Source organism: Affinibrenneria salicis (assembly GCF_008710095.1).
The window spans coordinates 1-14,630 of the sequence record NZ_VYKJ01000029.1 but is presented as its reverse complement, the minus strand read 5'-3'; the positions used below and the strand labels follow the sequence as shown (position 1 = coordinate 14,630).

The window sequence follows — 14,630 nt, the reverse complement described above, 5'->3', positions numbered from 1 at the left end:
CTGAAGGATCATGTATGGCAGTTAATCAGGCGAGGATTTTCGAGCAGCTTGAACAGATAACCCACGAGCTGAATCGTGATGAATTCATTTATGGTTTTATGGCCGCTTTTGATTTTCCTAAATCAACAATTACGCAGATGAGCGTTATCGGACGATCTGGCATTCTCCCTCCTTTTGACAGGAGGAAACGGCGTGTTAATAGGCTATGTCAGGGTATCAACAAATGACCAAAACACCGATTTACAACGTGAAGCGCTAGAACGGTTAGGATGTGAGCAGATATTTGAAGAGAAAATCGGTGGAGCTACAGAGAAAAAACCAAAACTCAATCGTGCGCTGAAGGCATTACAGGCGGGGGATACGCTCGCGGTGTGGAAACTGGATCGATTGGGACGCAGTATGAGACAACTCGTCAAACTAATGGACACGTTGCAACAACGAGGGATTCATTTTCGTAGCGTGACCGACTCCATAGATACCGCCACGCCAATGGGAAGGTTTGTTTTTCACATTATGGGGGCGATGGCTGAAATGGAGCGAGAACTTATTGTCGAACGAACCCGTGCAGGTTTGGCTGCCGCCAGGGCTAAAGGACGCATCGGTGGACGTAGGCCCAAGCTGACGCCTGAGCAATGGGCACAAGCCGGACACCTTCTGGCTAATGGCGTCCCGCGACAGCAGGTGGCACTGATTTATGACGTAGCAGTAGATACCTTATATCGAAAATTCCCCGTCGGCAGAAAACGGAGCGCCAAAACGTAACGTTGAAAAGATTAAGTAATCTACTTCTGGTAAACCTGCCGTCAAAGAGACAGGCAGGTTTACCACACTGATTACCCAGCCTATTCCTCACAGGCCAGCCGACAGTCAAATATTCCACTGTTCAGGTACTGAAACCGCATACTCGATGCCAATTTCTCTGAAGTGTGCCTCGGCAGACTTGATTTTGGCATTTTCGGATGGTCTCCTTTTTTGTTCATCCATGGTGCTCTTGGTTTCGCGAACCATATAGATGCGGTCTTCGCCGCCTTCGGATTTGATGATGGCCCAGTCGGGATTATAAGGGCCAACCGGCGTGTCGATCTGGAATCTTGGCGGTAGTTTCATAAACAGCCTGATATCCTCGTGGTGATCGAGAAACTCTGCGAACTTTCGCTCTGGGCTGTCCGGCCCGCCATCAAACACGACGTAATCAAAATCGGTTTTCTCAGGGTGTTCAACGCGGTACAGATGCTCTTTGAAGAAATCCTTTTCAGCAAGGCCGTCGGCTTGCAACTCGCGGAGTTCATATACGGAGCCGCCGATCTTTTCATACTGAACGCCTTCGACAATGATGCGCTGTAGTTCACCCTCTACGCAACGGCGTACCATCGCCATAAAGTCGTTCGGATTGGCAATGAACTCGTCCAACCTACCACTACCGGTGAGAATATCTACCAGCGTCTTGCGCGTAAGAGACGTACCTTGCTGCAACTCACCGATAATGTCCGGCAGATCATAGCTGCCTTTGAGGTCGACAGTTCGTGCCCCCAGTTCTTGCCCTTGCGTGCCGCCACGCAGCACCCTGACACCCGCACGTGTGACATCAATACGTAACGGCTGGATTTTGGGTTCAGCCTTGATCGCTTTTATGCACGCCTCAATCAGCATAGGGTGTTTAACTGTCACTCGATAAGTGGTTTTCTGGCTGATAGCACGCCAAAGCATCTCAAAATCCGGCGAGGCGTAGAGTTCTTTGTTGAATTTACGCTTGGCCCTCATGCTTACAGGTTTCACATATTTCTCAATACCCGCATTAAGGATGCACCGGATAATATCTGATTCGTAGGGCCTGAACTCAGCAGGCAAATGTAATGAGAATCCTGCTGCATCCGGCAGAAACATGGAAGTTGTCTTACCATCCTTGATGAACCCTGCGTTTTCCAGATGTTTGAATATGGCAGAAGATGTCTTGAACCCCAGCATGTCATCGGTCATCGCACCATGAGGATCCCTCTTCATCAACTTGGCAAATTCATTGGGTCGTACCTGTCCGATGGCTACGCCCGCCTCCCTGTATTCAGCTTGCAGGTTCTGAGCGAACGTAGCATAGGACTCATTAGCCACCACGGTGAGTTGTGCAACGCTGCGGTCGGTAACACGCTCATAGCCTTTTACTGTTTTCGCCACTGGCAAGCGCAGACCACGTCCCAACGTTTGCCGACGTTCCGTTTCCGCACCCATTTCACGCAGCGTACAAATCTGAAACACGTTGGGGTTGTCCCAGCCCTCGCGCAGTGCAGAATGGCTAAAGATGAAGCGTACTGGTTCTGCGTCGTCCAGCAGACGCTGCTTGTCTTGCATAATGAGTTTGTAGGCGTCGTCATCTTTGGCCGTTGTGCCTGACGAATCCACAAAGGTCGTGCCACCACGCGTTTTCAGTTGGGAAAAATACGCTCGCCGTAATTCGCAAGGATCCTGCGACAGCAATGTTTGGTAGACGTCAGACTTGCTACGCTCTTCCCTGAACACCTCATCGAACCACTTGGTGAACTCGCCGTTTGCGTCTTCGTTGTTCACCCCATCGCCGAGAAAACTCGCCACCTTGTCTACGAAAAACAGACTCAATACTTTAATCCCCTTCGGGCGCAACATCGCTTCCTTGCGCAAATGCTCGCGCACGGTTTCCCGAATCATCTCCTTGTAAATCGCGCCTGTTGCGCCCCCCAGGGATTCACCTTCGCATAACAGGTTTCCATTCGGCGTCAGTTCAATACTGGCAGGCGTACCGAAAGCGGCAATGCTCAAAGCATTAATACGCCAACCTGTATAAGCAGGATTTCCCGTGACGTCTGACAACTCCTGGTGCGGCTTGACCTTTTTGCTACGACGAGCGATAGAGCCATCCGCCTTGCGGCAAGCCAGTTCAAGTTTCGCGGCTTTCGTGTCTTTCACTTCCAGCAACTTGACGTAAGGCGCAACATCCGCACCGTGCTGTGCGACTTCAGCCACAACGATCTGTTTCACCAGACCGAGATCGTGCGCATCAACCGGATCGAGCCGGTAGATCTGGTTTCGCCGCTGTTTATGCGTGGCCGAGTAGCGCAACGTGAATACGGGATCGAGTTCACCCACCGCGGACTGGGATAGCAGTGATTCCATATTCTGTGGTTCATCCATGATAACCACGGGATGCGTGCCTTTCAGGTAATCCAGAGGACGCAAGCCATTGAGTTTGTCGCGCTGCTGGTGAATGATGCGCGTATTCTTGTTACCGCGTATCGCATCGATCGTCATCACCAGTATTTGCACGTTGGTCGCAGTCGCAAAGGCCTGAACTTCCTCGGCTTTGTCGCCGCTGTAGACATTCGCATCGAAAGGCTGCGCCGGATAGAGGCTGCGGAAGTGCTCGCGCATCAAACGAATACTGGTGTTCACCCCTTCACGGATGGCGACGCTGGGAACCAGGACGATAAACTTGGTGAAGCCATATTTCTTTGCCAGTTCGAAAACAGTACGCAGATAAACGTAAGTTTTACCCGTACCGGTCTCCATTTCGATGTCGAAATCCAGTTTATCATCAACCAGTTTTTCGCATACCTCCAGCCCGTTGCGATCCTGTACTGTTTGTAAGTTAGCAAGGATAGTGCCTTCATCCAGTACCAGATTATTGCCGATAGCACCAATCTCCTGTTTGATGCCTAAATCCAGCTCACCTTCCCGGCTGGCAACGCTGCCACGCAAGGCAATCGCGATCTTGTCGGCATCCTTTGGTTGGCCATCGAACAAATCCACCACGGCGTTGATGGCATCAAGTTGATATTGCTGATGCGAATCAAATTGAAAGCCCATATTTTGAGAATGACTGTTCATCACGCCGTCCTCAGCTCAATACCTTTGCTCCTGGCATATTGAGCAATATTAGTTTTCAGTTCGTCGTCGCCGTGGAAGGCATCTTCCAGAACGATCAGGCGCGTAGGTTCGGTATTCACCAGTTCCCGCAATTGTTCCAGTGTGGGTTTGGTTCGCTCGTTTAAGTACGCCAGCAGACGCGGCTTGTCGGCATCACCAGCGATGGCATGGATGTCCAGCCCGGCGATAACTTGTGTACTGAGGTGTTCGCTCAACGAATAGCCGAGTTTCAGCAGCAGCTCGGTGAGCAGGTCGTCAGGACTGGCCTCATCAGTGCTGCTGTCGCGCAGGTCGAGCAAATGTTGAGTTAGCTTGTCAGGTTCGATATCACTGGTGACGCGCCATTTGGTGAAATGGGTGTCCGCCAGTTTGTAGGCGCGAAAGCCGGTATCCACTTGGCTTTCTGCAAAATCGGATTTTATTTTCTCGCCCGCGAGTTCGATGCGCTTACGGGAGATGTCGGCGATAGTGGCAAAGTCTGCCTTTCGCGCTTCGGAAGCTTCCGGCGTAGGTTCCGGCAATTGCACCATGACGAAACGACGTTTGCCGTTGTCCTCGGCGTTGAGCTGCATTACAGCGTGGGCGGTGGTGGCACTACCAGCGAAGAAATCGAGAATTATGGACTCTTTGTCCTGCGATGCCCCCCATTGAAGTAGACGCTTCAGGAGGGAAGTCGGTTTTGGATAATCGAATATCCCTTTTAAACCAAAGAGAGCAGCAATTTCCTTGGTTCCATCCTTGGTTGTACCTGCATCTAATAACACAGAACTTGGCGTTTTGGTATCTCCACGCGCTATACGCTCCAGATAGAACAATTTTCGTTTTGGGCCTGTTTTTCCATCACGACCAAATGAAACACGGTTGTCGTTGATTAGCCTTCTCATATCCTTGCTGTTTATGGACCAGGATCTTCCCTGTGGCGGAAAATGCTCGACACCTGTATTGGGATTTTTTACTGAATACATGGTATCCCCGCCAGGTTTATTGGCATCAAGAGGTACTGGTTTCCACGGACCTCTAGGATCGTTGTCAGGATTACTGTATTCAGAGTCATCTATCGCATCACCATAAAACCGCAAGACTGATTTGCTTCTGGCATATGCAAGAATATGGTTGTGATTTCTTGATACTTCGTGATCGTCTGAAATTGACGTCCTTGAACGCCAAATAATGTTTGCAATTAGATTATTTTCCCCAAAAACCTCATTACAAATCTTAAAAAGATGTGCATGTTCAATATCATCGATTGATATAAAAATCACTCCATCATCGGTAAGCAGATTACGTGCTAACTTCAGGCGCGGGTACATCATGTTCAGCCAGTTGGAGTGATAACGCCCTTCGGTCTCGCTGTTGGTGGAAACTTTCTTACCTTCCTCATTCACCTGACGCGTCCACTCCAGATAACTGTCCAGCCCCTCCTTGTAGTTATCGGGATAAACAAAATCCTTGCCGGTGTTGTAAGGCGGGTCGATATAAATCAGCTTGACCTTGTTGTGATAGTGTCGTTGCAGGATCTTCAGTACTTCAAGGTTGTCTCCCTCGATAAACATGTTCTGCGTCGTGTCCCAGTCTTTTGAATTGGCCAAGTCTGGTTTCAGTGTTGCAGTAGTCGGTGCTTGTGCGGCACGCAGCGCGAGCTTTTTCCCCGGCCAGAACAGGCCAAAGCGCTCGTTACTGTCAGCCACATCATCGGCCAACAGCTCGCGGAGTTTTTCAACGTCCAACTTGCCATCAGCAACAGCCTCAGGAATCAGTTCGGCAAGCTGGCCAGCCAGTTCGGTGCGGAAATTCGGGGTAGTGCTCGGGATCTCAAAAAGGTCGTTGCTGATATCGGAAAGTGGTGAACAAAACTCATCCTGTTTGCGCTCGGCCAGAGCATCAATACTGTAACTCGATTCAGCATTTTCTTTCTGCTCAGAGCTATGCTCAGTAATACGTTCATTTGCCATACTGATAATCCGGTGCGGAATCAGGCAGAATCAGCAGGCATCCTCTTTCTGAAGTGCTAAATTAAGTTTTACGATCGAATCAATGACCCGTAACATCCATATGTTATGTACAACAATCACTAAAACACACCGGATTATCAGTGTGATGTGTAAAACGTGGCGTCGAAAGCAACATGCTTCCGGCAGAGTTAGCGTACTGAGACACCGGTTTCAGCCAGCGGGTCAGCAAAGCCTGCAATCTGCGTCAAAAAACGGCGATATCGAATCAATATCGCCAGTTTAGATTTAAAGCGGGTTGATTAGAACGCGTTCAGTCATGTTTACCGAAATATGACCAGGTGGGGGAAGCCGCTCGCCATTCTTTGCAGCGATCGCCTGAAATCTAAGCAGTTCAACAGAGGCCACTTTAAGCGCATCATCATATGTAGAAGCTGTAACAGATAAATCATCAAAATCAGAGAATGTCATCGTCACCTGACCATTACTATTAGTCTCAATATCTGCTGGATAAGGGATAAATATCGAAGCCAGTTTCTGGGCTTGTTTTTTACTGGCATCAAGCTTACTCACAAGATGCGCCGCGCTAAGATGAGTATATCTTTTAAGCATATTCATCGACTTATGTCCTGATATCGCGGCTATCTCCATGACGTTTAAAGTCCCCAACTCGAATAACCGGCTAATCGCTTCATGCCTCAGGTCATGAAAATGAAGATCTTCTATCGCCATAACCTGTAATGCAGTACGCCAGGCACTTTTGAAGCCGCTTGAAGAGTAAGTAAATACCCTGCCCGTTCCATGACATCCTGAGACATAGATATCTTTCAGCACCTGCCTAGCCTTTGAAGATAAAGGCACATCACGTGCCGAGCCATTTTTCGTGAGTGGCAAATGTGCGATCCCAAGACGAAGATCAATATGCTCCCAGCGTAATGACAATATTTCACCCTGCCGCATTGCCGTCTCGATGGCCAACCGGAAAATAGCCAATACCTCTGGGTTTTTATCTTTAAAATAACGGGTAATACGTCGCTCCTCCTGAGATGTGAGCCTTCGAGTTCGGCCAGAAGAAACGGCAGGTTTTCTTACGTGTTCTACGGGATTACCCGTGCATGTCCCCCACTCAACTTTTGCCAGGTTGTACAGCGCGGACAGTAGTGCCATTTCGAGACGGACCGTATTAGCACTGATAGGTTTTTTTGTACGTGGATTAACCTGAGAGAGCCTGCTATCTCGATATTCGGCGATATCGACTGATGATATTTCATCCATATCCCGCTCAACCAATAGTGAGCGCTTAATGACATTTATCCGGTAAAACTCCTGCAATTGTCCTCGCTTATGTCGAGATACCGTTGAAAAATACTTATCCAGCGCCTTACCTAACAGCATCTTTTTGATACGTTTTTTCACTATTATTGTCTTCCCTATTGGTCAAAGGGAAAGACAATACAACAAATTAGAGGGCGTATTCAGGCCCCTGTTCGCATGAGCCGACCAATCCGGCGTGAAGCGGTTCAGTGGCGGATATTATTTTTTCTGTTCCCACGGTGCAGGCGTTTGTATGGTTTTGCGCAGTGCGGCATTTGGGGAGGGAGCCTGATCCAGACGGGCAAAGAATTCCTGATAGGCTTCAGGATCTGCCATGATGATGCGTTGATCGATCAACGCCTCCTCAGTAACGGCTTGTTCATCGGGCTCGGTACGTAAATTTAATGCCACATGTTTAGCAGAAACGTCTTTTTCTACTGACATAATGTTATCCTCCGCCCGTCCCTATTATGGAGAGTAATTATACAGTCCGCATAAAGCTTATCTCATTACGATTTACAGGTATTATAGGGAATCGAACCGAAGAAACGAACCGGACGTTTTTTCTCGTGTATGGAGCTATTAGATTGATCTAAAAGCCAAAATATGGGTCAACCTACGGGTCTTGACAACACCCATAGTTAAAATTTATGCTGTATTTCAACTTAATAGAAAGCTGAATGATCCCGAGTCCGGGCACCACAATTTAGTTTCAGGATGTCCTTATGTGTCCGGGAACGTTGAAAAATCAGTAAGTTGATAAGAATCTGGAGTACCAATAGGTACTACCAGATTTTTTGACATCCGTAGTTTTTGGGGGCTTAATTGGGGGCCTGCCGGTTCGATAAACGATGGAACCCCCACCATGCCTCTGGCTGATACCGCCATCCGCAACGCCAGGCCGCTCGATAAACCTGACAAACTCAGCGACGCGCAGGGCTTATACCTGCTGATAAAACCTAACGGTTCCAGGCTTTGGCATCTTCAGTATCGCTTCGGCGGCAAGGAGAAGAAGCTGGAATTTGGCGCTTACCTCAGCGTCACGCTGGCAAATACCCGTAAGCTACGCGAGGAAGCCCGCCCGGTACTCAACGCGGGCGACGATCCCGGCGTAAAAAAGCAGCAGGAGAAACATTCGCGCAAAAGCGGCAATACCTTTGAAGAGCTCGCCCGCAAGTGGGTAGCGAGTAATATCCGCTGGACTGAAACCCATGCCGCCAAAGCCCTGCGCTCGCTGGAACTGCACGTCTTTCCGCCGAGCGGTAAATTCCCCATTACCGACCTGAAAACGGCCGATCTGCTGATCCCGCGGCGAGTGGCGGAAAGAAAAGGCAATCAGGAAACCGCCGCGCGGATACAGCAGTGCACCACGGCGATCATGCGCTATGCGGTACAGGAGGGACTCATCGCCAGCAACCCTGCCAACGATCTGGCCGGAGCCATTGCGCCGCCGCCAAAAAACCACTACCCCTCCCTGCCGCTGGGAAAACTGCCGGAGATGCTGGAACGGATCGAAGGCTATTCCGGCAGATTATTAACCCGACTGGCGGTGCAACTGAACCTGATAATCTTTATTCGCTCCAGCGAGCTACGCGTTGCCCGCTGGACGGAAATCGATCTGGATGGCGCAATGTGGACTATCCCCGCACAACGTGAACCCATTCCGTGCGTGCGCTATTCGGAGCGTGGCGCAAAAATGAAAACACCGCATCTGGTGCCGCTGTCAACGCAAGCGGTAACAGTACTGAAGCAGATAAAGCTGCTGTCCGGTAACCGGGAATTGCTGTTTCCCGGCGGCCACGATCCGCGTATATCGATGCTGATGCCGAACAGTAGTGGTGGACGGATTTTGGAACCGGCATCATCTGAAAAGGAAATGAGAACCATGAAAAAAATGAACAGGACGGGTTGTGCGATCTGTCTTGCGGTTCTGCTGGCAGCCACGACACCAGACGTCGACGCAGCAACCTACCAGGAGATACTTCGTCTTAACGAAGCCTACCCACCCGGCAGCGTAATGGTCTGCCGCTCCGATCTCCCAGGGGACGGAAAGATGCGTCTTCCTACCACCCAGACCACGAGAGGAAAGGTGATCACCCGCAGGGGTAATCTCACGGATTTTGATACGGTGGTAACGTGGCTGCCAAAGGGCGAAAACGGCAAAGAACTGACCCTGACATTCCGTGCGACAGAGCGCACCGAAAGGGCTGGGCAGTATACCCGGATCGACACAGACAGTATAGCTGTGTCACAGGTCGGTGCCAGCCCAGAGGAGGAAAAGATTATTCTGGATGGATTCCGGTCCCACATTGATGGGACTGAAAAATTTGCCCCTTACGCGAATGTTGAAATCACCGTTCTTCCGTCTTTCATCGTCCGCAATCAGGGTGAGCCGCCTGCGTATTGCCATAAGGAACGGTATAAGAATGAGTGACAGGAACGTAATGCTGAATTTGCCGCCCCAGTATGCACCGGTGCCCTCTTTACCGTTCGGTAACCATTGATTACCCTGCAGCTCTTGCACTGCGACAGATGGCGATGGTACAGGATGAATTAGCGAAATATCTGCTGGCACCAGAAGTCGGTGTCCTGCCCCACTACGTGCCGGATCTGCACCGAAAAATGCTGCTGGCTACGCTGTGGAACACCGGCGCCCGGATCAACGAAGCGTTGGCACTGACGCGAGCGGATTTTTCCCTGGAGCCGCCCTGCCCGTTTGTTCAACTGGCCACGCTCAAGCAGCGAACAGAGAAAGCTGCCAGAACGGCAGGCCGCGCTCCCGCGGGCAGTCAGTCGCACCGCCTGGTTCCCCTTTCAGATACCCAGTACGTCAGCCAGTTGCAGATGATGGTGGCCACGCTGAAAATTCCGCTGGAGCGCCGTAACAAGAGAACCGGCAAAACGGAGAAGGCGCGCATCTGGGAGATCACCGATCGGACGGTTCGTACCTGGCTGAATGAGGCTGTGGATACCGCGGCGGCAGACGGAGTGATGTTCTCGGTGTCCGTTCACCCCGCACACATTCCGGCACAGCTACGCGATGCACATGCTGTATGCCGGCATTTTGCTTAAAGTTTTGCAGGCGCTGATGGGGCACAAATCGATTATCTCCACGGAGGTGTACACGAATGTGTTTGCGCTCGATGTCGCCGCACGTCATCGCGTACAGTTTCAGATGCCCGGGATGGATGCTGTGCCATGCTGAAAGGGAATAGGCCGGTAATATAGTGTTATCCCTGAGAAACCAGAAAAAGACGAGCTAAATATCCATTAAAAAATACCGTTCACCTTAAGTGACCGATGACCATAATGTTCCGCCATCAGATGACCAGCATATTGCTGCCAGAGTTGAATCTCACAGGATGCCTGCCGTTGCGCTTCAAGCCAGCCCACTGCTTTACCCGCATCCGATACGGATTTGAGCAGTAACCACGGATCTGAACCGAGTTCGCCATTCCACATCGGCTCGCCGGCAAGATGTAATCCTGCCAGGGCAGAGAGAAACGCGCGGCCCACATCAGCGATGAACGACTCTGGCTGGTACTCATTCATTTCAGGTAAATCCTTCGTCACCTCAAAGCGACCAGGTCGAGTCGGGTGCCCCGCTGCCCTGATGAGCAACGCAGTCAGGCTGTCCGGATCAGAACCCGGTAACTCGATACGATCGCTTTCTGGCAAATAAACCGCTGGATATTGTGCTCTGAACAGTATCAGAACCTGCGAAGCGGGTTGCCATTCCCCTATCGGAGCATGCATGAGAGTCAAACTGGTAAGATGAACCTAACCAACCAGTACAGCTTTCAACCTGACAGAAGGGGCACGTTCCAGCGCCGACTGTATCTGAATCAGCATGCACTCGGCAGACGCCAGCTCGTCCTTTTCAGATGCCAGGGCTGGCAGTAGTGTTAGACCCAGCAGACAACCGGCGCCGACACGACTGGTCACAACGGGGATAAGCACACGAGCACTCCTTAGTGATTTAGGGTGCTGTCAGGGTGCGGTATCAGGCGGAGAAGGTCAGCGGATAACTCTTTATAGGTTTTTGATAATTTCTCATGCTCAATTACGAGGGGAGACAGGAAGAACGTTTCTCCATTTTTCTTTGTCTCAAAATAACTTTTTTGGAGAATAATCCAATGTTATCAAACGTATGATTAATTATAATCAAGACGCATTTACCAATAATCGACAAGGTATCAAAATGACTGAGCTTATTGATATTTTCTCCAAAATCATACTCCCCATACTGGCATTAACTCTGACAATAATAGGTTTAAAGTCGAGGTGGGTAATAAAAACGGATATTCTTTTCGAAAGATACTCGAAACTCAGTAAATTTACTTACGAACTTTCTACTCAGTTAAATGACGAAAAGCTAAAAAAAATCTCAAGTGAGTATGGATATGCAGCAATCACAAGAGAAAAAGGATTAACTCGTGACGAAAGGTATGCATTGCTAAACATGATAAATCCCGTTGAAGGAATTGAGGAATACCACACTTGCTCCGACTATCTAAAAATAAATGTCGTTCATAGCGGTTTTAGCTGGAAAAGAAAAAAGCACAATAACATCCTATACAGAAAAATAATATCATTCATAAGTTTTATCGTATATTTCATCGGCGCAATAATGCTGTCTTCTCCTATACTTTACCTCCCTCTTCAGGATAGCTTTATAGGGACTATATTCCATTCATTATCATTTAAGGCAAGATTTGGACTTACTATTTACATCATGGCCGTTGGGGCATTTCTCCTGGTTCCAAGTTTGAATAAGTTATCAAAATTATATCGCGCTTCCAAATTAATTGAGAGCACTAACCAACTCCGTTGATATTTTCATCAATAAACTGACGCGCAAAAACAAGCTCTGCATGGCTTTTCTGCTGACGCCGGCGCACAAAAACAAGTTTTGTACGCCGCCGTCCAGCCGGGATAACAGCATGAGATCAGAGATAATGAAATGAGCGCCTCCCCCTCGACTTGCGTACTGGCGGTAGCGTGCATTAGGAGCATCAATATACCGATACCTTGATGTTGATAAACCTGCCATTAAAGGTTGCAAGCTCCATCTGTTTATGGACTATGAACTTACAATCGAAAAAAGGATTTAAGTATGAATACTCGCCTTCCCCCTAAGCTGGTTCCAGGAGACTTGATAGCGGTTACTGCCCCATCAGCTGGCGTACCACAACATCTACACCCGCGACTGGAACTTGCCATCAGCAATCTCAAAAAGAAAGGTTTCAGAGTCCGGGAAGGTGAATGCTTACGTTCTCAGCATAAGAATGAAAGCGCATGCAAAATTTCGCGTGCAAAGGAATTAATGTCCTATCTGACTGACCCAGAAGTAAAAGCAGTTATGCCTCCATGGGGAGGCGATCTGGCTATCGAGCTACTTGAGTTAATGGATTTCAGCCTGTTAGGCAAAACAGAACCAAAATGGTTTGTTGGCTTTTCTGACCTGAGTACTATCCATTTCCCACTGGTTACACTCTCTGGCTGGGCCACATTGCACGGGCCGAATCTGATGGATCTTGGTGCTAAAGAGTTGGATCTGACAACAAAAGCTGTATGGGACATTTTAGCTGCAGAGAAGGGAGCCGTGGTTAAGCAATACTCATCGAAAGCATTTCAGATTGAAGAAAATCAATGGGGCACAGCAAGCGATGCAGGTTTCAACTTGACCCACGATACTGAATGGAAGCATCTCGATGGCGTTACGTCTTCTCTATCCTTCCATGGCCGCCTTATTGGAGGATGCCTTGAGATCATTTCGAGATTAGCAGGCACACCGTTCGGCAATCTTAGGTTATTCACGGAGCGATACACCGAAGAAGGCGTAATCCTGTATTTTGAGAACGTTGAAATGGCGCCCTGTGAATTAACGCGGGCGCTGTTCAGCCTGCGCTTACAGGGCTGGTTTGGGAATTTGAAAGGTATTCTTATAGGCAGAAGCGCAGCACCAGACGTCGATGATAATACCAAACATAATTATCTGGATGCTCTTAGGGCTTCTCTTGGGGATCTCTCAATTCCTGTGCTGTACGATGTTGATATCGGTCATATTCCCCCACAAATTTCTATTATTAATGGCGCTCACGCGACAGTAACCTTTACTGAGGGTACTGGATCTATCACTCAGCAACTGTAGTCATATGTTCAGGGTTACCGCGACATGATCTGTCCTTGATTTAGCGCCCACCTTGTTTTCAAATCAATCAACGAAAGCGAGGTCACTATGTCAAGACAACAATATACTCCGGAGTTCAGACGCAGAGCCATTGCATTGCTGCCCGAAAGCGGCAAGTCTGTTGCCCGTATGGCACAGGAGCCTGATATCAAAGAGAACACGCTCTACAACTGGAAAAAACTCTATCAGGATAAGGCGGGGCTGCTTTCTCCAACACGCCACAGCTTTCCGAGCAGGAACTGGAGATCCGCCGTCTTAAAGCCAAAATCGCTGAACCGGAAGAGGATAAACTTATTCTGAAAAAAGCGGCGGCGTTCCTGGCGCGGGAAAGCCGCTAATTTCCATACTGACAGAAATGAATATCGCCAGAGGCTGGTTGCGCGGCGCTTAAAACCGGCTGAAATGTAGCGGCTTATCTCATATCTGACATTAGCGGAGAATGTCCTGCGACACTCCCCGCTAATTTTAAAGCGAACGGTGTCGAGCACCGTTCTTAATCACCTTGCCAGAATCTACCAGAATATGGTGTTAGTTTATTAGCGCTGATTTATGGGAATCCCTAAGCGCATCAGCCGGGTTTGCGAAGGTTACTTAGTTGGGTCTTTCGCTATTTCCTGCTAAATCTCGTCAATTGTATCCCGCCTTATCTACCATCTCGACACGAATGGTGCCCGGGTTTTCCTCAATACCCACAAATACTGTTATATTGGGATCTTTTCCAATCCAGCAATCTCCGTTTGTATTGCACACTCCTGTTTTTTTATATCCATTTTTTTCCAGGTAGGTGTCAATTTTTCTTATATCCGTTGTACCGTAAAAACTCGCCTGATAAACCAGTGCGGGATTGGGGCCGGACACATTGCTGTAATGGAAGCGGTAGACGTTACTAACGCGAGGCATATTTTTTAGCAATTCCGGAGTATAATAATCGTATTCCCGCTTATCCTGTTGCGTGTAATCAGCACCGTCAGCGAATTCCATCTTGAGATATTGCAAGCCATAGAAAAGACCAATTACGCATACCACCAGAATGATCAGTGTGATTTTTTGATCTGTCCCCGAAATTATTCCCACCTAATATGCCGCCATTTCGTAACCCACTGGCGTTTGATAACCCAGCGTCGAATGTTTGCGACGGCGATTGTAAAACACCTCGATATAATCGAATATGGCGTTCATCGCCTGTTCTCTGCTGACAAACGCCTTTCCCCGCATCAGCTCCGTTTTCAGCGTGTGATAGAAGCTTTCCATTACCGCATTGTCGTAGCAGCAACCCTTTCCGC

At 49.0% G+C, this 14,630-nt stretch carries 12 protein-coding genes and 4 pseudogenes; 8 read left to right on the top strand and 8 right to left on the bottom strand.

Annotation, left to right across the window (positions count from 1 at the left end; translation table 11 throughout):
- A partial coding sequence (locus FJU30_RS26955) for a hypothetical protein (protein WP_223881713.1) occupies positions 1-227 on the top strand: 227 nt, incomplete at its 5' end.
- Positions 193-762 carry a recombinase family protein gene (locus tag FJU30_RS26255; protein ID WP_150437881.1) on the top strand — a complete coding sequence of 190 codons (570 nt, stop codon included), beginning with the start codon at positions 193-195 and terminating at the stop codon, positions 760-762. The genes FJU30_RS26955 and FJU30_RS26255, both read left to right, overlap by 35 nt.
- A 105-nt stretch (positions 763-867) precedes the next feature.
- Here FJU30_RS26255 and FJU30_RS26250 read toward each other — a convergent pair whose 3' ends face one another.
- The 4 genes from FJU30_RS26250 to FJU30_RS26235 all read right to left on the bottom strand — a co-directional run bounded on the left by FJU30_RS26250 (position 868) and on the right by FJU30_RS26235 (position 7,598).
- On the bottom strand, positions 868-3,852 hold the full coding sequence (locus tag FJU30_RS26250; RefSeq protein ID WP_150437880.1) for a restriction endonuclease: 2,985 nt from the start codon (positions 3,850-3,852) through the stop codon (positions 868-870).
- Positions 3,852-5,843: a site-specific DNA-methyltransferase gene (locus tag FJU30_RS26245; RefSeq protein WP_150437879.1), complete on the bottom strand. Its 1,992-nt coding sequence runs from the start codon at positions 5,841-5,843 to the stop codon at positions 3,852-3,854. Before FJU30_RS26245 ends, FJU30_RS26250 begins: the two co-directional genes overlap by 1 nt.
- A gap of 285 nt (positions 5,844-6,128) precedes the next feature.
- Entirely contained in the window at positions 6,129-7,256 is a 1,128-nt protein-coding gene (locus FJU30_RS26240) for a site-specific integrase (protein WP_150437878.1), read from the bottom strand.
- Positions 7,257-7,373: 117 nt separating this feature from the next.
- Positions 7,374-7,598: a type II toxin-antitoxin system TacA family antitoxin gene (locus FJU30_RS26235; protein WP_150437877.1), complete on the bottom strand. Its 225-nt coding sequence runs from the start codon at positions 7,596-7,598 to the stop codon at positions 7,374-7,376.
- 421 nt (positions 7,599-8,019) lie between these two features.
- Here FJU30_RS26235 and FJU30_RS27525 point away from each other — a divergent pair.
- Together FJU30_RS27525 and FJU30_RS26225 are read left to right on the top strand one after the other, a co-directional pair.
- Positions 8,020-8,973: pseudogene (locus FJU30_RS27525) on the top strand (tyrosine-type recombinase/integrase); the annotation flags it as partial.
- Positions 8,974-9,620: 647 nt separating this feature from the next.
- A pseudogene (locus tag FJU30_RS26225) lies at positions 9,621-10,382 on the top strand (site-specific integrase).
- 42 nt (positions 10,383-10,424) lie between these two features.
- Here FJU30_RS26225 and FJU30_RS26220 read toward each other — a convergent pair.
- Both FJU30_RS26220 and FJU30_RS27750 read right to left on the bottom strand, forming a co-directional pair.
- On the bottom strand, positions 10,425-10,832 hold the full coding sequence (locus tag FJU30_RS26220; protein WP_191091698.1) for a hypothetical protein: 408 nt from the start codon (positions 10,830-10,832) through the stop codon (positions 10,425-10,427).
- Positions 10,833-10,949: 117 nt separating this feature from the next.
- Positions 10,950-11,114: pseudogene (locus FJU30_RS27750) on the bottom strand (RAQPRD family integrative conjugative element protein); the annotation flags it as partial.
- A gap of 241 nt (positions 11,115-11,355) precedes the next feature.
- On the opposite strand from FJU30_RS27750, the gene FJU30_RS26210 reads away from it, so the two are divergent.
- The 4 genes and pseudogenes from FJU30_RS26210 to FJU30_RS26195 all read left to right on the top strand — a co-directional run.
- Entirely contained in the window at positions 11,356-11,988 is a 633-nt protein-coding gene (locus FJU30_RS26210) for a hypothetical protein (RefSeq protein WP_150437874.1), read from the top strand.
- Positions 11,989-12,270: 282 nt separating this feature from the next.
- Positions 12,271-13,308 carry a S66 family peptidase gene (locus FJU30_RS26205; protein ID WP_150437873.1) on the top strand — a complete coding sequence of 346 codons (1,038 nt, stop codon included), beginning with the start codon at positions 12,271-12,273 and terminating at the stop codon, positions 13,306-13,308.
- Between the two features lie 87 nt (positions 13,309-13,395).
- Complete coding sequence (locus tag FJU30_RS26200) at positions 13,396-13,647, top strand: transposase (RefSeq protein ID WP_150437872.1); 252 nt, start codon at positions 13,396-13,398, stop codon at positions 13,645-13,647.
- Positions 13,648-13,755: 108 nt separating this feature from the next.
- Positions 13,756-13,887, top strand: a pseudogene (locus FJU30_RS26195) (IS4 family transposase); the annotation flags it as partial.
- A gap of 87 nt (positions 13,888-13,974) precedes the next feature.
- Here the strand turns inward: FJU30_RS26195 and FJU30_RS26190 are convergent.
- Both FJU30_RS26190 and FJU30_RS26185 read right to left on the bottom strand, forming a co-directional pair.
- Positions 13,975-14,421, bottom strand: a complete 447-nt coding sequence (locus FJU30_RS26190; RefSeq protein ID WP_223881711.1) for a hypothetical protein — start codon at positions 14,419-14,421, stop codon at positions 13,975-13,977.
- Positions 14,422-14,630: IS3 family transposase (locus FJU30_RS26185; RefSeq protein WP_150437871.1), on the bottom strand; the 209-nt coding region annotated here is incomplete at its 5' end.